20 protein-coding genes and 2 pseudogenes are annotated in these 21,253 nt (G+C 42.4%); 9 read left to right on the top strand and 13 right to left on the bottom strand.

What is annotated here, in order from left to right:
* Positions 1-188: 188 nt before the first annotated feature.
* The 4 genes from prpB (at position 189) to ABLA76_RS05295 (ending at position 5,755) form a co-directional block, all read left to right on the top strand.
* Entirely contained in the window at positions 189-1,094 is a 906-nt protein-coding gene (prpB, locus tag ABLA76_RS05310; protein WP_047769673.1) for a methylisocitrate lyase, read from the top strand.
* Positions 1,087-2,259 carry a 2-methylcitrate synthase gene (gene prpC, locus ABLA76_RS05305; RefSeq protein ID WP_348987146.1) on the top strand — a complete coding sequence of 391 codons (1,173 nt, stop codon included), beginning with the start codon at positions 1,087-1,089 and terminating at the stop codon, positions 2,257-2,259. Before prpB ends, prpC begins: the two co-directional genes overlap by 8 nt.
* Before the next feature lie 22 nt (positions 2,260-2,281).
* On the top strand, positions 2,282-3,733 hold the full coding sequence (locus ABLA76_RS05300) for a bifunctional 2-methylcitrate dehydratase/aconitate hydratase (RefSeq protein WP_348987145.1): 1,452 nt from the start codon (positions 2,282-2,284) through the stop codon (positions 3,731-3,733).
* Positions 3,734-3,862: 129 nt separating this feature from the next.
* On the top strand, positions 3,863-5,755 hold the full coding sequence (locus ABLA76_RS05295) for a propionate--CoA ligase (protein ID WP_348987144.1): 1,893 nt from the start codon (positions 3,863-3,865) through the stop codon (positions 5,753-5,755).
* A 155-nt stretch (positions 5,756-5,910) separates the two neighbouring features.
* Here ABLA76_RS05295 and ABLA76_RS05290 read toward each other — a convergent pair whose 3' ends face one another.
* Both ABLA76_RS05290 and ABLA76_RS05285 read right to left on the bottom strand, forming a co-directional pair.
* On the bottom strand, positions 5,911-6,327 hold the full coding sequence (locus ABLA76_RS05290) for an Ail/Lom family outer membrane beta-barrel protein (RefSeq protein WP_348987143.1): 417 nt from the start codon (positions 6,325-6,327) through the stop codon (positions 5,911-5,913).
* Between the two features lie 270 nt (positions 6,328-6,597).
* Positions 6,598-7,227 carry a glutathione S-transferase family protein gene (locus tag ABLA76_RS05285; RefSeq protein ID WP_348987142.1) on the bottom strand — a complete coding sequence of 210 codons (630 nt, stop codon included), beginning with the start codon at positions 7,225-7,227 and terminating at the stop codon, positions 6,598-6,600.
* A 326-nt stretch (positions 7,228-7,553) separates the two neighbouring features.
* Here ABLA76_RS05285 and ABLA76_RS05280 point away from each other — a divergent pair, with 326 nt between their 5' ends.
* Together ABLA76_RS05280 and ABLA76_RS05275 are read left to right on the top strand one after the other, a co-directional pair.
* Positions 7,554-8,108 carry a cytochrome b gene (locus ABLA76_RS05280; RefSeq protein WP_348987141.1) on the top strand — a complete coding sequence of 185 codons (555 nt, stop codon included), beginning with the start codon at positions 7,554-7,556 and terminating at the stop codon, positions 8,106-8,108.
* 21 nt (positions 8,109-8,129) lie between these two features.
* Positions 8,130-8,711: a YceI family protein gene (locus ABLA76_RS05275; RefSeq protein ID WP_348987140.1), complete on the top strand. Its 582-nt coding sequence runs from the start codon at positions 8,130-8,132 to the stop codon at positions 8,709-8,711.
* 66 nt (positions 8,712-8,777) lie between these two features.
* On the opposite strand, the gene ABLA76_RS05270 is transcribed toward ABLA76_RS05275, so the two are convergent.
* From ABLA76_RS05270 to pvcA, 3 genes are read right to left on the bottom strand one after another with little or no spacing between them, the layout of a single operon-like run.
* Positions 8,778-10,058, bottom strand: coding sequence for a nucleotide disphospho-sugar-binding domain-containing protein (locus ABLA76_RS05270; RefSeq protein WP_348987139.1), 1,281 nt, complete (start codon positions 10,056-10,058; stop codon positions 8,778-8,780).
* Between the two features lie 30 nt (positions 10,059-10,088).
* On the bottom strand, positions 10,089-10,973 hold the full coding sequence (gene pvcB / locus ABLA76_RS05265; RefSeq protein WP_348987138.1) for a tyrosine isonitrile desaturase/decarboxylase: 885 nt from the start codon (positions 10,971-10,973) through the stop codon (positions 10,089-10,091).
* 43 nt (positions 10,974-11,016) lie between these two features.
* Positions 11,017-12,015, bottom strand: a complete 999-nt coding sequence (pvcA, locus tag ABLA76_RS05260) for an L-tyrosine isonitrile synthase (RefSeq protein ID WP_047769654.1) — start codon at positions 12,013-12,015, stop codon at positions 11,017-11,019.
* 401 nt (positions 12,016-12,416) lie between these two features.
* On the opposite strand from pvcA, the pseudogene ABLA76_RS05255 reads away from it, so the two are divergent.
* Positions 12,417-12,710, top strand: a pseudogene (locus tag ABLA76_RS05255) (ATP-dependent Clp protease proteolytic subunit); the annotation flags it as partial.
* Between the two features lie 18 nt (positions 12,711-12,728).
* Here ABLA76_RS05255 and ABLA76_RS05250 read toward each other — a convergent pair.
* Complete coding sequence (locus ABLA76_RS05250) at positions 12,729-13,322, bottom strand: TetR/AcrR family transcriptional regulator (RefSeq protein ID WP_348987137.1); 594 nt, start codon at positions 13,320-13,322, stop codon at positions 12,729-12,731.
* A 113-nt stretch (positions 13,323-13,435) separates the two neighbouring features.
* Here ABLA76_RS05250 and ABLA76_RS05245 point away from each other — a divergent pair, with 113 nt between their 5' ends.
* Positions 13,436-14,656, top strand: a complete 1,221-nt coding sequence (locus ABLA76_RS05245; RefSeq protein ID WP_348987136.1) for an MFS transporter — start codon at positions 13,436-13,438, stop codon at positions 14,654-14,656.
* A gap of 103 nt (positions 14,657-14,759) precedes the next feature.
* On the opposite strand, the gene ABLA76_RS05240 is transcribed toward ABLA76_RS05245, so the two are convergent.
* The 3 genes from ABLA76_RS05240 to eco all read right to left on the bottom strand — a co-directional run bounded on the left by ABLA76_RS05240 (position 14,760) and on the right by eco (position 16,825).
* Entirely contained in the window at positions 14,760-15,212 is a 453-nt protein-coding gene (locus tag ABLA76_RS05240) for a GNAT family N-acetyltransferase (RefSeq protein WP_348987135.1), read from the bottom strand.
* A gap of 102 nt (positions 15,213-15,314) precedes the next feature.
* Positions 15,315-16,022, bottom strand: coding sequence for an aquaporin Z (gene aqpZ, locus ABLA76_RS05235; protein WP_348987134.1), 708 nt, complete (start codon positions 16,020-16,022; stop codon positions 15,315-15,317).
* 326 nt (positions 16,023-16,348) lie between these two features.
* Positions 16,349-16,825 (bottom strand): serine protease inhibitor ecotin, encoded by a 477-nt coding sequence (gene eco, locus ABLA76_RS05230; RefSeq protein WP_047769646.1) that lies wholly within the window; start codon positions 16,823-16,825, stop codon positions 16,349-16,351.
* 269 nt (positions 16,826-17,094) lie between these two features.
* Between eco and ABLA76_RS05225 the strand changes: the two genes are divergently transcribed.
* Positions 17,095-17,319, top strand: coding sequence for a YdcH family protein (locus tag ABLA76_RS05225; RefSeq protein ID WP_047769721.1), 225 nt, complete (start codon positions 17,095-17,097; stop codon positions 17,317-17,319).
* Between the two features lie 143 nt (positions 17,320-17,462).
* Here the strand turns inward: ABLA76_RS05225 and ABLA76_RS05220 are convergent, their stop codons facing one another.
* The 4 genes and pseudogenes from ABLA76_RS05220 to ABLA76_RS05205 all read right to left on the bottom strand — a co-directional run.
* Positions 17,463-17,699, bottom strand: coding sequence for an ogr/Delta-like zinc finger family protein (locus ABLA76_RS05220; protein WP_047769644.1), 237 nt, complete (start codon positions 17,697-17,699; stop codon positions 17,463-17,465).
* A 114-nt stretch (positions 17,700-17,813) separates the two neighbouring features.
* Complete coding sequence (locus ABLA76_RS05215; RefSeq protein ID WP_348987133.1) at positions 17,814-19,277, bottom strand: phage late control D family protein; 1,464 nt, start codon at positions 19,275-19,277, stop codon at positions 17,814-17,816.
* Positions 19,274-19,780, bottom strand: coding sequence for a phage tail protein (locus ABLA76_RS05210; protein ID WP_047769640.1), 507 nt, complete (start codon positions 19,778-19,780; stop codon positions 19,274-19,276). Before ABLA76_RS05210 ends, ABLA76_RS05215 begins: the two co-directional genes overlap by 4 nt.
* Positions 19,777-21,253: pseudogene (locus ABLA76_RS05205) on the bottom strand (phage tail protein); the annotation flags it as partial. The pseudogene ABLA76_RS05205 and the gene ABLA76_RS05210, both read right to left, overlap by 4 nt.

Raw genomic sequence — 21,253 nt, 5'->3', positions numbered from 1 at the left:
AACAGTAACCACCCATCAACCAAAACCTATTCATCCAATTAATTTAGATAATAAAAACAATACGATTGTTATATCCCTGCGGGTTCACTTTCCCGCTTTTAAAGTATTGGCATAAACCTTGCTATAAACATTTCCATAGTAACAATCAAACACAGATCGGTTTCATTTTAGTAACAATGGGGTTGTATATGGCATTTTCTTCCGCTGGTTTAGCTTTTCGTCAGGCAATAAAGGACGAATCTCCGCTACAAGTCGTCGGAACCATCAATGCAAACCATGCATTGATGGCAAAACAGGCAGGTTACAAGGCGATTTACCTTTCAGGCGGTGGGGTTTCCGCAGGTTCACTGGGGCTACCCGATTTGGGGATCTCTACGCTGGATGATGTGTTGATTGATGTCCGCCGCATTACTGATGTCTGTGACTTACCGCTGCTTGTCGATGCCGATATTGGATTCGGTTCCTCAGCGTTTAATGTCGCCCGCACAATTCGTTCTATTATTAAAGCAGGGGCTGCAGGTGTCCATATTGAAGATCAGGTCGGTGCTAAACGTTGTGGCCATCGTCCAAATAAAGAAATTGTCTCCAGACAGGAGATGGTAGACCGTATCAAGGCTGCCGTTGATGCCCGCACTGATGAGAATTTTGTCATTATGGCCCGCACAGATGCACTGGCCGTAGAAGGGTTAGATGCCGCACTGGACAGGGCCGCAGCTTATATCGCAGCGGGTGCCGATATGCTGTTCCCTGAAGCAATCACAGAGCTGCCTATGTATCAGGAATTCGCGTCCAGAACGCAGGTTCCCGTTTTAGCGAATATTACCGAGTTCGGTGCTACGCCGCTCTTTACAATCGAAGAATTAAGGCGCGTAAACGTCGCCATTGCCCTTTACCCTCTATCGGCATTTCGGGCGATGAATAAGGCGGCCGAACAGGTCTATACCACTTTGCGTCGGGATGGCACCCAGAAAAATGTCATCAATATGATGCAAACCCGTAATGAACTTTATGAAAGCATCAACTACTACGATTTTGAACGAAAACTGGATGCCCTGTTTTCCCAGAAAAATAGCAGAGGTGATACTTATGAGTAAGCAGAATACGACAGCGGGAGTCTCTGAATCTACACCCATCAAACCCAAAAAATCAGTTGCACTGTCCGGTGTTACGGCAGGCAATACGGCGCTCTGTACCGTTGGCAAAAATGGCAATGAGTTACATTACCGTGGCTATGATATTCTCGATTTGGCCGCCCATTGTGAATTTGAAGAGGTCGCTTATCTTCTCATCCACGACAAGCTTCCCTCCCGTGCAGAATTAACTGCCTACAAAAACAAATTGAAATACTTGCGGGGCCTGCCCGGCAGCGTTAAAGCCGCCTTGGAAGCACTGCCTGCGATGGCGCATCCTATGGATGTCATGCGTACTGGTGTTTCTGTACTGGGTTGTACTTTGCCAGAAAAAGAAGATCACAACCTGGCGGGTGCCCGCGATATTGCTGATTGCTTACTCGCCTCGCTCAGTTCAATACTGCTTTATTGGTATCACTACAGCCATCATGGCCGCCGCATTGAAGTTGAAACCGATGATGATTCCATTGGCGGACACTTTCTCCATCTCTTGCATGGTCAAAAACCACAGGGATCATGGGAAAAAGCCATGCAGACTTCCCTTATCCTGTACGCCGAGCATGAATTTAATGCTTCTACCTTTACCAGCCGGGTCATTGCGGGTACTGGATCAGATATTTACTCTGCCATTATCGGGGGGATTGGTGCCCTGCGGGGACCAAAACATGGCGGGGCCAATGAAGTTTCATTTGAAATCCAGCAACGTTATGACACTCCCGCGCAAGCCGAGGCCGATATTCTGGCCCGTTTGGAGAGAAAAGAAGTCATCATGGGTTTTGGTCATCCGGTTTATACTGTTTCCGATCCCCGCCATAAAGTGATTAAAGAAATTTCCCGGCAACTGTCTCAGGAAGCAGGGGCGCCTCAGATGTATGACATTGCGGATCGGATTGAATCCATAATGTGGGATAACAAGAAAATGTTCCCGAATCTCGATTGGTTCTCTGCGGTTTCCTATCACATGATGGGAGTCCCTACTGCCATGTTTACCCCGCTGTTTGTGATTGCCCGTACTTCCGGTTGGGCCGCTCACATTATTGAACAACGTATTGATAACAAAATTATCCGTCCATCCGCTAACTATATTGGCCCTGAAAATTTGGCATTTATACCGATTGAACAACGTTAATAATTCGATTTAAGGATTAATTATGTCTACCTCTGTTGTTAACAACCGTCCTGATTACGATCAGGTGATTGTAGATATTGTGGATTATGTCATGGACTACACCATTACATCCCCAATTGCTTACGCCACAGCCCACCACTGCCTGATAGATACTTTGGGTTGTGGACTGGAAGCGCTGGAATATCCCGCCTGTACAAAGTTATTAGGGCCAATTGCGCCGGGCACAACGGTGCTTAATGGCGCGCGTGTACCCGGAACTCAATTTCAGCTCGATCCTGTTCAGGCTGCATTCAACATTGGAGCCATGATCCGCTGGCTTGATTTCAATGACACCTGGCTGGCGGCCGAATGGGGACATCCTTCTGATAATCTTGGCGGAATACTTGCCACCGCCGACTGGTTGTCCAGAAATGCGCTTGCCCACGGAGAAAAACCACTCACCATGTGGGATATTCTGACAGCGATGATTAAGGCGCATGAAATTCAAGGCTGTCTGGCATTAGAAAATGCTTTCAATAAAGTCGGATTGGATCATGTCGTTTTAGTCAAAGTGGCATCTACGGCGGTTGTTGCCCAAATGCTGGGGCTGAAACGGGAAGAAATATTAAGTGCGGTTTCATTAGCCTGGGTTGACGGACAATCCTTGAGAACTTACCGCCATGCCCCCAATACCGGCTCTCGCAAATCCTGGGCGGCGGGAGATGCAACTTCCCGTGCCGTACGTCTGGCGTTGATAGCCCAAACAGGCGAAATGGGCTATCCCTCCGTATTGACGACCAAAACTTGGGGGTTTTATGACGTCCTGTTCAATGGTCAGCCCTTCAAATTCCAGCGCCCTTATGGCTCTTATGTGATGGAAAATGTGCTGTTCAAAATCGCTTTCCCGGCAGAATTCCATTCACAAACTGCGGTAGAAGCGGCTATGATCTTACATCAGCAACTGAAAGAGCGCGGCAAGGGCATTGAAGATATTGCTCACATCACAATACGCACCCACGAAGCCTGTATCAGGATCATTGATAAACGAGGACCATTGAATAATCCCGCCGACAGGGATCACTGCATTCAATATATGGTTGCTATTGCACTGATTTTTGGTCGTCTGACGGCGGCGGATTATGAAGATGATATCGCGGCCGATCCACGCATTGACGCCTTGCGGGAAAAAATAGTCTGCGTCGAAGACCCCGATTTTACCCGTGATTATCACGATCCCGAAAAACGCGCCATCGCCAATGCGCTGACGTTGACATTCACCGATGGCACCCAACCGGACGAAGTTAAAATCGAATTCCCGCTTGGACACGCCCGTCGCCGCAAAGAGGGCATTCCGCTATTAGAGGAGAAATTCAAAACCAATCTGGCGCGTCGCTTCCCGCAAGAGCAGCAACAAAAAATTTTAGCGGTATCTCTTGACCTGATGTCATTGAGAGACATTCCGGTAAACGAATACCTTGATTTGTATGTCATATAATGTGTATACCAATCCAACTTCAAGATGCGTGTTATATTTCCCCGCATAGCGGGGAAATATAAGGTCTTGCGGATTGCAGCTTGAAGTTTATCGGGTATATACCCCTGAGCGATGGATGTAGGAGAGATTATGTCATTCCAAGATTTCTATCAGCATTCAATTGATGATCCCGCTACTTTCTGGGCAGAACAGGCTGAACGAATACACTGGCAACAGCCTTTTGAACAAGCGCTGGATCATAGTCATCCCCCGTTTGCCCGTTGGTTTTGTGGGGGAAAAACTAATCTCTGCTACAACGCACTCGACCGCTGGTTGGAAAGCCAACCCGATGCCAGAGCACTGATTGCCATTTCAACGGAAACTAAAACCAATAGCGAACGAGTTTTCACCTATAAAGAATTACATCGGGAAGTGAATCGAGCCGCCGCCATCATGTTGTCGCTCGGCGTAAAAAAAGGCGATCGTGTCGTTGTTTATATGCCAATGGTGGCCGAAGCCCTGTTTATTTTACTGGCCTGTGCCCGTATTGGGGCAATCCATTCAGTCGTATTTGGCGGTTTTGCTTCCCACAGTCTCGCTACCCGATTAGATAACGCCGAACCGGTTTTAGTCGTCTCAGCGGATGCGGGTTCACGTGGGGGAAAAATCATTCCTTATAAACCTCTGCTTGATGAAGCTATTGCGTTAGCCAAGCACACGCCCCGTCATGTTTTGATGGTAGATCGCGGGCTATCCGATATTCATTGGGTGAACGGCAGGGATATAGATTTTGCCACACTACGGCAGCAGCATCTTGATGCGGAAGTTCCTGTCACCTGGCTCGGTTCCAATGAAACGTCTTGTGTGCTCTATACATCAGGTACAACCGGAACCCCGAAAGGGGTTCAACGTGATGTCGGCGGTTATGCCGTAGCGCTGGCAACATCAATGGACCTTATTTTTGGTGGTAAGGCAGGCGGCGTTTTTTTCTGCACATCGGATATTGGCTGGGTTGTCGGGCACTCTTATATTGTCTATGCCCCCTTGATCGCCGGCATGGCTACCATCATGTATGAAGGTCTCCCGATACGCCCGGATGCGGGCATCTGGTGGCAAATTGTCGAAAAACATCGTGTCACCCGAATGTTTTCTGCCCCTACAGCAATCCGCGTTCTGAAAAAATACCCGACGGATTGTATCGCCAAATATGATATCTCATCGCTTGAAACACTCTATTTAGCGGGAGAACCCCTTGATGAACATACCGCCCGTTGGATTACCGAAACTATTAATGTGCCTGTCATTGATAACTACTGGCAAACTGAAACAGGCTGGCCCATTATGGCAATTGCCCGCAGTCTGGATGACAGGCCAGGCTGTTTTGGCAGCACCGGCTTTCCCATGTACGGTTTTAACGTCAAACTGCTCAACGAACTGACGGGGCAGGAATGTGGGGATAATGAAAAAGGAATGCTGGTCATCAAAGGCCCTTTGCCACCGGGTTGCATCCAGACCATCTATGGCGACGATCCCCGTTTCATTAATACTTACTGGAGTCACTTTGACCAGCAAGTTTATTCGACATTTGACTGGGGGATACGTGACAGCGAGGGGTATTATTTTATTCTGGGACGTTCGGATGATGTGATTAACGTTTCCGGCCATCGTTTGGGAACACGAGAGATTGAAGAGTGCATTGCCAGCCACGAAGATGTCGCCGAAATTGCCGTCATTGGTGTCAAGGATGAAATAAAGGGACAAGCTGCCGTGGCGTTTGCTGTCCTCAAAGAAGGACGAGAAATCCAGAGTGCTGACCATTTTGCCACATTGGAGAAAGCATTAATGGAATTGGTTGATAAGAAAATCGGCAGCGTCGGACGTCCGGTTCGGGTCTATTTTGTGACGCAATTACCGAAAACCCGTTCAGGAAAAATGTTGCGCCGTACCATGCAGGCTATTTGTGAAGGACGTGAGCCAAGCGATATTGCCCTGATTGAGAACCCCGCAGCCTTGGAAGCCATTCGGGATGCAATATCTCATTAGTCAATGGATGAAGGATCAACCTATGATAACCATTGATATTTGGTATGGCTCGGTTGATAAACAGCGCAGTTATGCACTATCAGCCATACCAAGTATTCGCAATCAGAAACAACTTGCCCAAACTAAGAAATTAGAAACGATAGCCAAAGCCGATATTAAAACTCGTTCCCCCATGCTGATGTGCTTTTTGATAAATGACTTTGTTCAATAGCACTATCATCATTATTTTCTGTAAATTTCCCTTTAAGGGAAGCAATACCCATTTGCCCATACATGCTGATATATTCATTAATATGGTAAGTGGGACCTTTCATAGATGAGTAATAATTAAATTTTGCCTTGTAAGCCTCTTCACTCTCTTCTCTCTCGCCCTTAGCAAGGGTAAATGAAGATAATATTCCCCACTCATTATTAAGTTCATAACGATAATTTAGTGTTGCGCTCTTTAATGCTTTTTCTTGTTGTAGTTTGATATGTGCATAACCTACAGAGATAGCTTGAGCTTCTGCCTGTGTACATGAGCAAAATAGTAAACCTAGAGCCAGAGTCGATCCCACAATTGAATTTTTCATTCTAACTATCCATTGTCTATATAACTGTTAAAAATACTGATTATACTGCCGGAGATAGACTTCAAAGGTGGGATAATCCGAGAGAGATCAATAATATTTCTAAGGTTAGATGTTTTTTATGCAACCTTGCATTTTGTTTAATCCGCATTTAATGTCGCAGAGTTATTATACTTTTGTACTACATTTTCCCAGCTACTTTTACCCATTTCAGCTCCGTTCCTATACGGAGCTTTTTTTTCCCAGATAAATAGATTAACGCTTTTATACCAATCAATGCGTTATTTTAGGCTCTTTTCGTGCAGCTTCTGCCCATTCCACCATTGCAGGATGTTTTGACATACGATCAACCCATCCCTGACTGATTGCAGAAAATTTCAATCCGTAGGTTTGGGCGCGGAAAACCACAGGGGCATAAAATGCATCAACAGCCGTAAATTTATCTCCCGCCAGCCATTCACCCCCAAACCTAGTTAGCCCTTCTGCCCAAAGTGCATCAATTCGTTCAATATCGCACTGTAATTCGGGTGTTATTTCATTAAGCTCATTACGAATAGAACAATTCATCGTGCAAAACTGACGTAATGTTGCAAATCCAGAATGCATTTCTGCCGCAGCACTTCTCGCCCATGCCCTGGCTATTTTATCTGATGGCCAAACTTGTATATGTTCTTCAGCAAGATATTCCACAATTGCCAGAGAATCCCAGACAGTAATCTCTCCATCAATCAGACAAGGAACCAAACCCGTAGGTGAAAATGCCTGGAATTTCTCACGGCTGCTTTTAGCATCTTCAAAATAGCTCAACTTTTCATTAAAAGGTATATCCAACACTTTGAGCAAAATCCACGGACGCAGTGACCAGGAAGAGTAATTTTTATTGGCTATCCACAATGTATACATCGTCTTTCTCTCTATACTCGATAAACTTCAAGTTGCAATCCGCAAGACGACGTGAGGCCTTATATTTCCCCGCTGCGCGGGGAAATATAACACGCATCTTGAAGTTGGATTGGTATATAATAATGAAACAGTGTAATTAAATAAAATTTAATATTTTCCTATTAAAATAGTGAATTATTTAATACATTATAAAATACCATATTATTAGAATAACACCCCATAAAAAATAAAATAACACATAAAATAAAGAAATTAATTCACTACGCAATTTAAAAACTCTCGGCTATATTGTAGAAACATCTTTATATTAAAAATAAGGATATAATATGTCATTCAAAAACACCTCCACCAGCTTTGGCCATATTTCTATTTTAATTCATTGGCTAGCCGCACTCGCTGTTTATGGAATGTTTGCACTTGGATTATGGATGGTCACATTAAGTTATTACGATAACTGGTATCATCGTGCTCCTGAGCTGCATAAAAGTATAGGTAGTTTATTATTTATTGTCATGATTATTCGGGTAGTATGGCGATTTATTTCGCCACCACCAAAACCCTTGGCAAGCTACAGTCTTTTTATACGCCTCAGTTCACAATTGATGCAACTCACTCTCTACATCACCTTATTTGGTATTCTATTTAGTGGATATCTTATTTCTACCGCCGATGGGCAACCTATCAGCATTTTTGGCTGGTTTGAAATTCCTGCAACCTTAACAGGTCAAGGCATACAGGCTGATACGGCGGGCGTTATTCATCTTTATCTTGCCTGGATTGTTGTCGTGCTCTCCCTATTACATGGGCTTGCGGCACTGAAACATCACTTTATTGAAAGTGACACCACCCTAAAAAGAATGTTTGGTTACAAACCAAATTAAAATGACTTTTGGAGAATTATTATGCTGAAAAAGACGCTAGTAGCCCTGACCGTAGGGGGATGGCTTATGAGTACAGGAAGCGCACTCGCTGCTGATTATAAGTTCGATAAAATAGGCCAACATGCCTTTATTGAATTTCGTATTCAGCATTTAGGATTTAGCTGGCTTTATGGGGGTTTTAAGGATTTCGATGGTAACTTTACTTTTGATCCGCAAAATCCGGCAAACGATAAAGTGAATGTGGTTATCAAAACCGATAGTGTAGATACCAAACATGCCGAACGAGATAAGCATTTACGTGGATCTGACTTTTTGAACAGTAATAAATATCCTGAAGCTAAATTCACATCAACGAATGTTAAGAAAGAAGGTGAACATTACTTTATTACCGGCGATCTCACATTAAATGGTGTAACCAAGCCTGTCACACTAGACGCAAAATTGATCAATGCCGGAAACGACCCGTGGGGAGGATATCGCGCGGGTTTTGAGGCGACAGGCAAACTCAGACTAAAAGACTTTAATATTAAAGAAGATCTGGGACCAAAATCTCAGGAAGTCGAACTGATCATTTCCGTTGAAGGCGTGCGGGAAAAAGCCTAATCATAAAAGAACGCGGTAAGAAAAACGTACCGCGTTCTATTTTATCCCCTTCGGCTTTCAAAATACCTATTGGGTCATCAGTTCATTAATATGACGCGTTATTGATGCCAACGCATTATGGGCATCATAATCTGCCTTAATGATCTGTGACTGCTGGTGCCATATCGGGGAAGATAATATCCTTGTCACCGCCTGATATAATTGCTGCTCACTTGGTGTATCAGTATGCAAACTGATACCACAACGTGACCAGATAACGCGGGCGACGGCCTCCAGCTTACCATCTCCTGTTCCCGCGACCACCAAAGGGACACCGTGACGAATGGCTGAATTCAGTGAACCATATCCACCATTGGTAATAAAAATTGATGATTTTGGAAGCCAGTGTTCAAAATTGAGATACTCTACCACTCTGGCATTTTCTGGCAGATCGTTGCCCAGGACATCAATAGAACGGCCACCGGTAATCGCTAATACCCGAACTGGCAACGTTGCCAATGCGTGCAATGCCGGTAATATCAATTGGCTAAAATCAATATTAGCCAGTGTTCCCTGAGTCACCAGAATCAAGGGCTGGCTCTCATCCGGCCAACTGATTTGCGTTTTATCCTCTTCCACTTTCACCGGTAATGAGCCAATAAACTCCACCGTTTCAGGTAAATCATCACGAGAAAATTCAAATGACTGAGTTGCCAGTTGTAAGAAACGATCAACTCCGCTCATCAAAACATCATTATGATCTCCTGTCAGTGGGAGACAATCTACAGCAGCAAGTGACTGATTGAATGCGGCCCTGACCTGTTCAATTAATTGGTGCGTTTCCTCATCGACCAATTGCTCGCGTGTTAAATCAGCAGGTAATAATTCAGGTGGGATCCTGGCCCCCCAGAATATGGCATCTTTTGCTGACCACGGCAGCGGAGAAACACCAATAGCAATGACAGGAATACGTTTTTCAGCCGGTTTCTGCAATAACGGCAGCACTGAATAAAAGGTATTATCGATAATGAGCAGGTCAGCTTGTCCTTCTTCGATCACTTGCATCAATTGTTTCGATAACACAGGAATAGGTTCGGCAAAAAATCGCCTTAGCGATAGTGCCATCTGAGTATTTCCCGGTGGATGTTCTGCCCGTTCGGGAAAATATTTTTCCAGATAGCGGTAATCCACATCGACTTGCTTATCGAAAGGAATAAAAGTGGCTCCTAACGCTTCTCCCTTCTGTTGAAACAAGGAACCACTGAATATTGTGACATCGTGTCCCTGTCCTATTAAATGCTCCGCAATAGTGAATATTGGTAAAACATGACCAGGCGTTGCAACCGCAGCTAAGACAATACGCGACATTAATCAAACCTCCTTCAAGGTAACGTCTACTTAATCGGCACTGGAAACAGAACCGGAAACAGAAATAGTACGGAAGCTGTGATTTTTACACACGGGCACGCCGTGGATATGCACCCGTTGAATATGACGAGGAGAACGGGAAATAAAAGCTTCACGTCCATGTAATAAAGTGAAGTTATCGCAAACCGCAATGTCACCAGACTGCCATTGGTGGGCGTAGAAATAACGCGGATCATACAATCGGTTATACAATGTTTCCTCAAGAGCTTGTTGCTCTTCGTGTGACATGCCATCTATCTTCAAAGCGTGATGATCAGCATACTTCACATCTTCTTTGCCCATCGGCTCATTATAACGCATCACCCATTTTTTACCGTCGGGATGAAGACAAACCAACGGTGAAGTCACTTCGCCGCCATAATGTGTCACTCGTCTTGTACGGTAAGTAATAGTCGTATTTTTCCATGCATTACGCTCATCATCACTGGTCTCAGTAATCAATTGTTCCGTGTTGACAAACGTGGTGCGCCCTCCTTGAGCCGCTTCGGGGGCAGATACACAGTGAAATATCTGAAATTCAGGGATCGTTTCCCTATACATTCCATCCCAATGCAACGGTACACTACTGCTATCCAGAACATGGTCAGAGGGTTTCGGAGACTCCATAACATCCAATACAGCACCAAATGGCCACATCATGATTTCACCCCAACGGCCAGAATATTCCGCTAATTTCTCTTTATCCGTAAAACCGGATTGAAAGCCACGCAATACAACCAGCAGATGAGTTCGGGCTAATTCACGCAAAGCATCAACCGACAGTGCGGTAATATCCTGCTCAGGGTAATTGGGCGTAATTAATACGCCAAAAGGTTTCATCGCCTCAATATGACAATCAAGTTCATAGGTATTCATGATTTCTCTCTCTAAAATACGGTATACCACGTGGTTATTCTGCTTATGCTGTCGCTGTTTGGAATTCTGTTTGCGGGTTTTCTTCTGATGACATTTCAATCACGTAATGGCTTGGAACACCCCGAATTTCGATCAGCTTTCCATTCATCTTTTTCACTTCATCGCTTTTCATCAGTACAAACTGACCATTAATATTGGCCGCAACGCCGTGCCACGGCGTCAACCAATCATCGCGGGTTGGCATCATATGAATACCAATTTTGATACTGTCCACGGGCTGCGGGTGAATAGAAAGACGGATCGCCAAAGGGAACTGTTCTGCCAACAAATTACCCCACGCCCAGCTACGTTGAATAACCCCAGCCGAGCGCTGGCGTGCATCTTTTTGCAACGCATTTTTTGAACCTGTATATTCCGGCAATAAGCTATCTTCATAAAGAAAACGAGTAATCGCCCGATATAATTGAACACCTTCTTCCGTTTTTTTAAGTTCTTCTTTGATCTCCTCGATTGAAGAGGCGTAACGACTAACCAATAATTCACGCAGTTGATCGTAATCATTAGTATATTGCGTTAGTGATTCAACGTTACCAAGATTAAAAACTGAAAGATGAGTCGCGCCCAGTTCATGCAACAATTTTTCAATTTCTAATTGATAATGGGTAATTGTGTCATCATCGACAAGAATAAGATCACTAAAAACATGACCATCAGAACAAATAACAATATTTGCCCCAGGTGGATAATAAAGCTGAATACGCTGACAAAGGGAATTCAGAAAAATCAGTGATAATTTTTCTGCCATATCCGGCATTTTACCCAATACTTTTCTAGGATTGGGGGATTTTGTCGGAAAGGCAGGTAAAATACATTCGATAGGTTTCCCTTGCTCCACAAATGCACGGATACGTGGTAGCTGAACCTCGGAAACCTTTTTTTCTTCATCTTGAAGTGTATATTCAGACTCAGGAAAACGACGTCGATACTGCAATAATTCGTGTAAAATTTTGTCAGACACTTCTTCTATGTCAAGATGTTCCATAATTCATTCCTAATTTATTACATTTACATCACGGCTAATTAATGCAATTGGCGATATTGCTGGGTATAAAACATCAGCTCACATGCTTTCAAATATATAAAAAAACACAGAAATAAAACTTACAGCATGGAAGTTACAATATACAACCAAATTCAACCACAAATACACTGAGTTTTTTTATTGTATCTCTTTTTATTACATGTGTTATACAACCATAAAAATCATGAACATAAATATATATCATTATAATTTCATAAAAAAATTAAAATTTTTAAAAATTTAATTCAATTTTTTTGATGATGTTACAAAACAAAAATAAAGTTCAAATTTTTTAGAAAATATTATTTTTTAAATCTATATTATTTATATATCCAACATTATTTGTTACGGAATAAAAAATAATGCATAACGAATTTACCAATAAATCCGAAAACGAGGGAGCAACAACCCCATATACTCAAAATCAACTCATTAAATCGCGCTGCGTTATTATTGCGGGAGAAATTAATCAACAACTCGCTGAAAAGGTAATAACGCAGCTAATAATTTTTCAGGAAATCAGTAGTGATCCAATAAAAATATTTATCAATAGTCAAGGTGGGCACGTTGAAGCAGGTGATACCCTGCATGACATGATCAAATTTATCAAACCCAGGGTCGTGATGATTGGTACTGGTTGGGTTGCAAGTACTGGCTTTCTGGTATCAATTAATTTAAGAAGGTATTGCAGTCATTGCCGGCTCAATCAAACTCATCAGTTCTTCTTTTGACACGCCATCACGTGACTGCAATGAAATGGCCTGTATAATCCCCAAAAAATATGATGCCAATTTTCCAACATTGGTATCATCGGGTAACTCACCATCTTTTACCCCTTTTTCTATCCGACTATGAATCAATGCGAGTGTGTTTTTACGCACAGTTTTAAGATAAGCATGAACATCCTCATTTTCTTGAGAATGGTTAATCACTCCTAAAATCAGCAAACAGCCGCCGGATCGGTTCGAAGTCACCACCTCGATAGAGCACTCTAACATTGCTCGCACACCTTCCCTTACACTAACAGCTTCATTAAGACTGTCCATTGCTTTAGCCCCGACTGTTTTAATATAGAGTTCAACCGCTGCATAAAAGGCTTTTTTCTTACTGCCAAATGCCGAATAGAAACTCGGTGGGTTGATATTCATCGCAACCGTGAGATCAACAAGTTGTGTACCTTCATAACCTTTATTCCAAAACAGCTCCATTGCTTGTTGAAGCGCAATATCACGATTAAAACTTAAAGGACGTCCTCGTTGTGCCATCATATGTACCATTGTTATTTTTGTAGTAACTATAACATAAATATATTGACCCATTTTCGCAAGTCATATAATTTTGTAATCCCTACTACATAAATGATCAACAAAAGACGCTAATTATGGAAAACTTAAGCCCTAGTAATATGAATAATTGCCATACTACGAAAAAGCATAAATCGATTCCTCTGGCCATTTACATCCTAACCATCGGTATCTTCACTATAGTGACTAGTGAATTTCAAGTGACGGGAATGGTACCAATTATGGCTTACGATTTAGGCGTATCCATTTCTCAAATTGGTTATCTTGTTTCCTTATATGCTTTAGCCATGGCGTTTGGTGGCCCACTTCTCGCTACGGGATTATTAAAAACATCCCCCAAAACAGCATTAATTAGCCTATACGTGACTTTCATTATCGGTGAAATCCTTGGTGCACTTGCAAATTCCTATCCCATGCTAATGGTCGCAAGGATTATTACTGGTGCCGCTTCGGGAGCCTTCTTTGGTGTTGCACTGGCAATCTGTGTGGAAATCGTAAGGGAACAGCAACGAGCATGGGCAATTTCTATTGTACTTTCCGGCATTATGTTGGGAACGATCTTAGGGCTACCCATGGCTAACTTAATAGGCACATATGTCGATTGGAGAGAAAGTTTTTGGACAACCAGTGTATTAGCCACAATAGCAAGTGTTATCAGCATATTTTACCTTCCCTCTATCCCCAAAATCCCTGCTATTAGTTTACGTGCGGAACTAAGAGAACTAAAAAATCTGAAATTATGGTGTGTTTTTTCCACCAGCTTGCTGATTATCGGGGCAACTTTTGCGGCATTTACTTACTTTATACCAATATTAAAAGAGGTAACGGGTTATAGTGATGATATGATCGCCAGTTTGCTGATTCTCTATGGTATCGCCACAATAGTGGGCAATATCGTGGTAGGTAAATTCGCAGATCGCCATATAATCACAGTCTTAACCATCGGCTTAATTTCTCTTACCCTATTTCTCCTGCTCTTTGGTTTGTTTGCTGATAACAAATCACTTGCAGCCTTATCCCTAATTGGTATCGGATTAGTCGGAGTAACGATGAACCCAGCTATGGTCATTCGGGTGATGCGAACAGCTAATAGTCGCCCACTGGTTAATACAATTCACTCCTCCGTGATAACGCTGGGTGTGGTCATCGGCTCTTTTCTTGGTGGATTGTGTATTGATTTAGGCTGGGGATTGCAGGCTCCACTATGGGTTGGTGCATTGATGGCTTTCATTGGCTTAACAACTTTATTACCTGATATTTTCACCTTATATAAAGAAAATAATACGGCTAATAGATGATGATATTTATTTTCAGCGTGAATTTTTATTTCTAATGAGTGGATATAAACAGCGCAGGCGGTATTATCCAAACACTAATAATAGCCGCCTGCTTTCTTAACACTTATTGAGGTACTCCAGGGATTTTCGTTTTGTCTAATGTCCATACAAAATCCTGCTCTACGACAGGTGAAAATCCCAGTTTCTTATAAAGCCAACCTGCATGAGAAGTCACCAACATCACATGTTTTACATGGGGAATAATCGGATGCTGTAAAACACATTCTACCAACCAACGCCCTAATCCTTTCTTCTGATAGTCATCGATAATAAACACATCAGAAAGATAAGAAAACATTGAAAAATCAGTTACTAATCTTGCAAAACCAATTGCTTTATCACGATGAAATAATGCAAAGCATAAACTATTTTCTATTGCAGTTTTGACTTTATCCAACTCAACACCCCGCGCCCAAAATAATTGCGTTAATTCACTATGAACGAAATGCATATCGATCTTACTCTTATCCGTTGTGATCCAATATTCACCCCGTTCCCATGTTATATTTTGTTCCATCATTTTTCCTTTTAAGAAGAGCTTGAAATGTGAATAAATCTACCATAAAAAGGAATAAAAAAAGCCATGCTATAACATGGCTTAATCAAAATGAGGGAAATATCAATTAACGGATGAATCATCTTTCTGTAAGAGTGTCCGGTATATCAATCCACCGATAGTACCGCCAATTAATGGAATCAACCAAAATACCCAAAGCTGCTCCAAGGCCCAGGTCCCCTGAAAAATAGCAACCGCAGTACTTCTTGCCGGGTTAACCGAAGTATTTGTGACTGGAATACTGATTAAGTGAATAAGTGTCAATGCTAAACCGATAGCCAATGGTGCAAAACCTGCCGGTGCATTTTTATCTGTTGCTCCAAGAATGACAATCAAGAAAAAACCGGTTAATACTAATTCAATAATAATTGCAGCTTGTAATGAAAAACCATCAGGAGAATGTTCACCATAGCCATTAGATGCAAAACCACTTGCCGTTGCATCAAAACCACTTTTACCGCTGGCGATAAGGTACAGTACTGCGGCTGCCGCAATTCCTCCTATGATCTGGGCAATAATATAAGGAATAACATCTTTAGCTGAAATACGCCCGCCAGCGAACAATCCCAATGTTACCGCCGGATTAAAATGCCCTCCTGAAATATGCCCTACGGCATAGGCCATCGTTACCACCGTTAAACCAAAAGCCAGAGATACGCCGACAAAACCAATCCCCAGCTGTGGAAATGCCGCAGCTAAAACAGCACTACCACATCCACCAAACACCAACCAAAAAGTCCCCAAAAACTCTGCCGATAACTTTTTAAACATTCGATGATTCCTCAATGAGATTTGCATGAATGCAAAAGAATCCACAAACAGTTTAGTTAGTGTTTTTAATTATGGGCAAGGAACCACAGACAGAAAAATAAAGAAAAAATCAATATAAATTGATTTATACTCGATAAACTTCAAGTTGCAATCCGCCAGACGACGAGAGGCCTTATATTTCCCCGCGCAGCAGGGAAATATAACACGCACCCTGAAATTGAATTGGTATATTGTTACATTAACAATAAGCAACGAAGAAATGCATTTTTAAACAACCTGAGTTTAATATAACAACCCAGGTTGTTTATTTTAGTTAATCAAAAAATTTATTTGATAACTGCTTTTTTTACCTCATCCGAGGCTTGCCAAATACGATATTTAACGGTCAACGATTTTGGCGTATATACTACGATAGGTAATTTGCTGTTATAACGGATAAAAGCATCCTTACCTAACTGAACCTGAACAAAACGCACTGTTTCTTCTTCATTTGGACAAGCCATTTTTGTTGAAGCGGGACCCGTCACATTATTTAGCACATAATAGTCATATCCCCAACCTTCCAGCGTTTTAGTCTCCAACTGACCGCCAAACCAGTGATGATTACAATCCACTTTCATATCTTTGCCAATCACCAACTCAACTATATAGCCGTTTTCATGTTCTTTCTGAGGCAATTCAATCACGCTACGAGCCATTTTCTCAGAAGGCGCAGGATAAGGGGCGATGTCTTCCAGTTTTTTGTCGGCAAAAACCGAAGTTGATACCATCAATGCAGCTAAAGGAAATAGATATTTTTTCATATATTACCTCTGAATATGTTTAAAAAGGAGACTAGATAATAACAACAAAAAAATTGGGGTAAATTATGTTTTTTGGCAAGGCACTGATTCTTAAAGGCATCAAATAAGAAAAAATCTATTACTCATAATCAATGTTAATTTTTATTAATCACCAACCAGATGAACAGGTTCTACCAGTTCTTTTTTATGTGATATTTCTCAAATCTGATATTAAAATGACCTGCTACACTCTCATTGAGTGTGGTAGTGAATTTCGTATAGGAGGTTTTATGTTTCCAGAATATCGTGATTTAGTATCCAACCTGAAAGAGTCTCATCCCCGCTTCCAATCCCTGTTTGAAAAACATAACCGACTTGACCACGAGATAGCCCAACTTGAAGGCCCAAATGGTGCAGGTTACAACGATAAAGTTGTGCGTCTGAAAAAAGAAAAACTACACATCAAAGATGAAATGCAAAGGATTTTGCAGGAACAATATCAGAACCAGAAATAAACAGTTAAATGGTTTTGACGCCTACTTTGTTGACGAGTGGGCGTCACAAAAAGTTCTCGAATAGAGAACCCCTTCAGTCCAGCATCAAAAAAAAAGCCACCATAACGGTGGCAAAAAAACTGGAGCAATAATTTTTTCGTTATTTATTGTACGGCAGCTGCTTTCTGGCGAGGTTGTCTCTTGGTTTTTGCCCTTGGATGTGGCGTCACATTCTGGACTTCACCTGGCTTAGAAATGAAACGGACAAAGGTTTCATGGCTGACGAACGTTGCCCCACAATTGATATTCTGACATTGGTTATAGCGCTCCTTTGTTTGGCTCGAATGCTCAAAGCTGCTACGTGTATGCGCTGATTGATCACACAGAGGACACTTAATCATATTGTTCACCTTTCTGAAATCGTTATCTTGAAATAACTGTCTTGAAATAACACCGTCTCGTCTGGTGAACAATATATCAAAGATCTCATATAGAGATCAAGTACTCATTTCAAATTAGTCGCTTTTTATTTCGAGATCTAATGATGTCGTAAAACCACTGTCATTGAGCGTATGAGTGACTTTGACCAAGGTCCAGTCAGTTCCATCAATTTCTGGCTTAAACCCTTCTAACTGGATGGGCATTTCAGGATAAATATCAGCACGCCCCAATGCTAATGTGATAGAGAACTGCGCAGCACCTCGTTGTATTTTTTTCCAAGCAGCGATAGCGGCACGCTCTGCACTTTCTTTGTCAGAATAAATACGCGAAAGCGCCAGAGTATTCTCCTGAGTTCCCACCAAATAGCTTGCAGATTCTTGCTGTACCGTCGTTGTTTGATGGTGTTCAACCGTTGATTCACGCTGTTCTTCATAAGATGAGCTTGCTGCAATATCGAAATTTGCTTCTATCTCGATACTGCCGTTACCTTTGTTTTTGCTTTTCTTTTTACTCCCCTTTTTAATATAAGCTGGCTTCCCACGACCTTTCGTTTTTGGTTTTTTCTTCGCCAAATTAACTTTGCCAGGTGCAGGTGGTTTAGGTTTAAGATCTTTGTCTTTTTTAGAGGATTGTGGTTGCTTTTTCCCGGAAGAAGCCGCCTCTTTTCTAGTGGTTTTTTTGTCTGTTTGAGAAGAACTTTTGCCTGATGATTGGCGACTACTTTCATATTCAACGACAAGTTCAGCTTTTCCTTCCTCTGATTCCTTTCGCCTCAGTTTAACCGTCTGTTTAGTTGCTGTACGTGTATCCATCCATTGGGCAACAACACCAGTATAGGCCTCACGATCGGACAGAGAAAATCTGTGACTATCCCCTGACTGACGCGTGATCAGCACAGTCTGAATATTCTGACCACTCACTGTTTTATTCTGCCCTTGCTGAACAAACAATAATTCGCCATTTTTGACTGAAGCGATTGCACCTTCTTGTTTTGCCAGTCGAGTCAAAAAGCTCATGTCAGATTCATTGGTTTGATCGATATGCACAGAGATATTTTCCAACTCTGAGCTGATCTTAAATGCCAATTTATTTCGGGCAGCAATGGTACTGACAATACTGCCTAGCGTGCATTTATGGTAAGAAATTTCCTTTTTCGTATTCAGATCACCACGAAAATCTGCACTGCGGGCACGAATGGTTAATCGATCGGGCGCACCACTATGTTCAATTTCATCAACAACAAATTTTCCTTTCGGTGTTAAGGAGTGGCCATGCCACCCCAGTTCTAAGATAAGAATATCGCCACGACGAGGCAGCTTCAGCATTCCGTCCGCATCATCCAACTCAATATCGAGCTGGTCTGATTCCAAACCACGATTATCCGTCAATGTTAATGACATCAGGCGTGATTGAATCTTTCCACTGATATCCTGGTTGTTGATTTCCAGCCGAAAAGCAGGCTTACTGGTTTTTCCAGTGACCAAATCAAATTGAGGAATCCAATCCGTGTCGGGTATCCACTTTTCAGAATCAATCATGAGAACACTTCCTTGACTTTACCCACAACATCATCTTTGGATGCAGAAAGTTTCTTTGGCAAATTAGGTAAATCTTTCTTGATATCAGAAAGCTGATCCTGCAAATCGCCCAACATTTCAAACAAATTATTGTCAACACGTCGCAAAGTCAGCGTAAAACTGATTTTTCTGGCCGCACCGCCTGACATAAATTCTGTTTTTGTCTCATCAATGCTTTCGATAACGAACATACCGTAAATGGCACCACTGCCATCAATAAAAGACCACGCCTTGCCACTATCAGCCATCAATTTCAATGCGGTTAATGAAAGTGAACCCCCTGTCAGTTCAGGATAAAGCTCCCCTGATAGCGTGATCGTATCATTGTCTGAACCGACAAACTGCCATGCAGGCCGCGCTCCCACGCGGCTGTTAAAGGCATGTCGCCAACTCTGTTTATATTGAAAAGTCTGATAGGGCGTTGTTTTCAGCATAAAAACAAATAAACCAAGTGCAGCCATCATGAGAAATCTTCTCCTCTGTCTGAAAATGAGCTACGCGTACGAGCCTGTTGTATGCGTTCCCTTTGTTCCAATTCCTGCCTGACCATACGGGCAATATCCTGCGCGGATTGTCCCTGGGAGCCATAGACATAGATGTTATATTGCGGTGCCGCGCCACTGTATTGCTGTGGCTGACTCCGCTCCCGTTTCGCCTGCACTTCCTCATACGCGTGAGCAGGTAAACTCTGCGCGTGGAATGGTGCATCCTGCGCCGCAACCGGTAGTGACATTGTGCTAAGAGCAACACCAGCGGCAGCATATTTCGCTGTATTTCTCCGACTGATCACACTTGCCGGCCCTCTGATAATTTCAGGGCCACGCTCACCCGCGATGCCGAATTCTCCAGCCGGAATATTCCCGCCTGTATCGTATTGAGCAATCTGCTTCGCCTGTTTAGCTGTTTCGCTCTTGGTAACTTCCTCTGATTTTTTTAACGTGACCTCTTTTTTCTCATCATCAGACCACCACGATTTAAACCAATCAGTAATAGAGGCAAATTTATTTTTCAGGTTCTCCCATTTTTCTTGAATACCAGATAACAAACTGTCGATCATATTCGAACCAGCCTGTTTTAATTTTTCAGGAATAGCCTGAACATCAGCAACAATTTCATTCCATCTATCTGAAATTGATTTTTTAACGCTCTCCCAAATTTCCAATGTATTCTGTTTAACGGACTCCCAAACTTCACCTATTTTAGCTTTAACGGATTCCCAGGCTTCTAAAGTGCTTTTTTTAATCGTGTCCCAATTTTGGTAAATAAGACCAATTAATCCCCCATCCATGAAATAACTCTTAATACCTTCCCAAGCAGCACTGACTCTGTCTTTAATTCCCTGCCATGCATTGCTACAAACATTTTTGATGTTTTCCCACAAAGCAGTGAATTTGGGTCCTAATGTTTCCCAATTCTGCCAAATATAAATAGCAGCCATTGCGATAACGCCGATAATAGCAAGAATGGGGTTCGCCATCATAGCTCGGCCAATAAACAGCATTGCTTTACCTAATACACTAAAAGCACTACTTAAAAAAGACAGGCCTTTTACACCAACACTTGCCAGAATATTTATACCATTACCTAAAACGCCAAAAACCTTTTGACCGATATTCCCTAATACCCCCAAACCTTTTCGTTGTCCTCCAAAGGTATCTTTACCTCCTTTATTCGACAGCAAATCAGCGCCATCATTAAGTGAACCAAAAACCTTGTTTCCGGTTTTACCAAAAAAGTCCATGGCGGCTCTTAGCGCTTCCAAAGCCTCGGTTCCGAATTGTGCAAATGCCTTCAAACCATCTCTTAAATTCTCCATGGCCTGAATCCCCACCTGCGCAAATCTATTCAGATTGGCTCTTAATTCTTCCAGTCCCTGAACTCCAATCTGGGTAAATATATCCAGACTGGATTTTAATTTGTCCAGTGCCTGAACGCCC

The organism is Xenorhabdus sp. SGI240 (assembly GCF_040081915.1).
GTDB lineage: Bacteria > Pseudomonadota > Gammaproteobacteria > Enterobacterales > Enterobacteriaceae > Xenorhabdus > Xenorhabdus bakwenae.
Note: the sequence above shows the minus strand (reverse complement) of the source record. Positions and strands in the feature narration are given on the sequence as shown.

Excerpts from the sequence above, each read along its gene's own strand:
- pvcA (WP_047769654.1), bottom strand. The coding sequence starts at position 12,015 with ATGGAACATCTTGACATAGAAGAAGTGTCTGACAAAATTTTACACGAA.
- ABLA76_RS05240 (WP_348987135.1), bottom strand. The coding sequence starts at position 15,212 with ATGGAACAAAATATAACATGGGAACGGGGTGAATATTGGATCACAACG.
- prpB (WP_047769673.1), top strand. The coding sequence starts at position 189 with ATGGCATTTTCTTCCGCTGGTTTAGCTTTTCGTCAGGCAATAAAGGAC.
- ABLA76_RS05210 (WP_047769640.1), bottom strand. The coding sequence starts at position 19,780 with ATGATGGCTGCACTTGGTTTATTTGTTTTTATGCTGAAAACAACGCCC.
- ABLA76_RS05250 (WP_348987137.1), bottom strand. The coding sequence starts at position 13,322 with ATGATGGCACAACGAGGACGTCCTTTAAGTTTTAATCGTGATATTGCG.
- pvcB (WP_348987138.1), bottom strand. The coding sequence starts at position 10,973 with ATGAATACCTATGAACTTGATTGTCATATTGAGGCGATGAAACCTTTT.
- ABLA76_RS05300 (WP_348987145.1), top strand. The coding sequence starts at position 2,282 with ATGTCTACCTCTGTTGTTAACAACCGTCCTGATTACGATCAGGTGATT.
- ABLA76_RS05215 (WP_348987133.1), bottom strand. The coding sequence starts at position 19,277 with ATGATTGATTCTGAAAAGTGGATACCCGACACGGATTGGATTCCTCAA.
- ABLA76_RS05270 (WP_348987139.1), bottom strand. The coding sequence starts at position 10,058 with ATGTCGCGTATTGTCTTAGCTGCGGTTGCAACGCCTGGTCATGTTTTA.
- aqpZ (WP_348987134.1), bottom strand. The coding sequence starts at position 16,022 with ATGTTTAAAAAGTTATCGGCAGAGTTTTTGGGGACTTTTTGGTTGGTG.
- ABLA76_RS05245 (WP_348987136.1), top strand. The coding sequence starts at position 13,436 with ATGGAAAACTTAAGCCCTAGTAATATGAATAATTGCCATACTACGAAA.
- ABLA76_RS05290 (WP_348987143.1), bottom strand. The coding sequence starts at position 6,327 with ATGAAAAATTCAATTGTGGGATCGACTCTGGCTCTAGGTTTACTATTT.
- ABLA76_RS05275 (WP_348987140.1), top strand. The coding sequence starts at position 8,130 with ATGCTGAAAAAGACGCTAGTAGCCCTGACCGTAGGGGGATGGCTTATG.
- ABLA76_RS05285 (WP_348987142.1), bottom strand. The coding sequence starts at position 7,227 with ATGTATACATTGTGGATAGCCAATAAAAATTACTCTTCCTGGTCACTG.
- prpC (WP_348987146.1), top strand. The coding sequence starts at position 1,087 with ATGAGTAAGCAGAATACGACAGCGGGAGTCTCTGAATCTACACCCATC.
- ABLA76_RS05295 (WP_348987144.1), top strand. The coding sequence starts at position 3,863 with ATGTCATTCCAAGATTTCTATCAGCATTCAATTGATGATCCCGCTACT.
- ABLA76_RS05225 (WP_047769721.1), top strand. The coding sequence starts at position 17,095 with ATGTTTCCAGAATATCGTGATTTAGTATCCAACCTGAAAGAGTCTCAT.
- ABLA76_RS05280 (WP_348987141.1), top strand. The coding sequence starts at position 7,554 with ATGTCATTCAAAAACACCTCCACCAGCTTTGGCCATATTTCTATTTTA.
- ABLA76_RS05220 (WP_047769644.1), bottom strand. The coding sequence starts at position 17,699 with ATGATTAAGTGTCCTCTGTGTGATCAATCAGCGCATACACGTAGCAGC.
- eco (WP_047769646.1), bottom strand. The coding sequence starts at position 16,825 with ATGAAAAAATATCTATTTCCTTTAGCTGCATTGATGGTATCAACTTCG.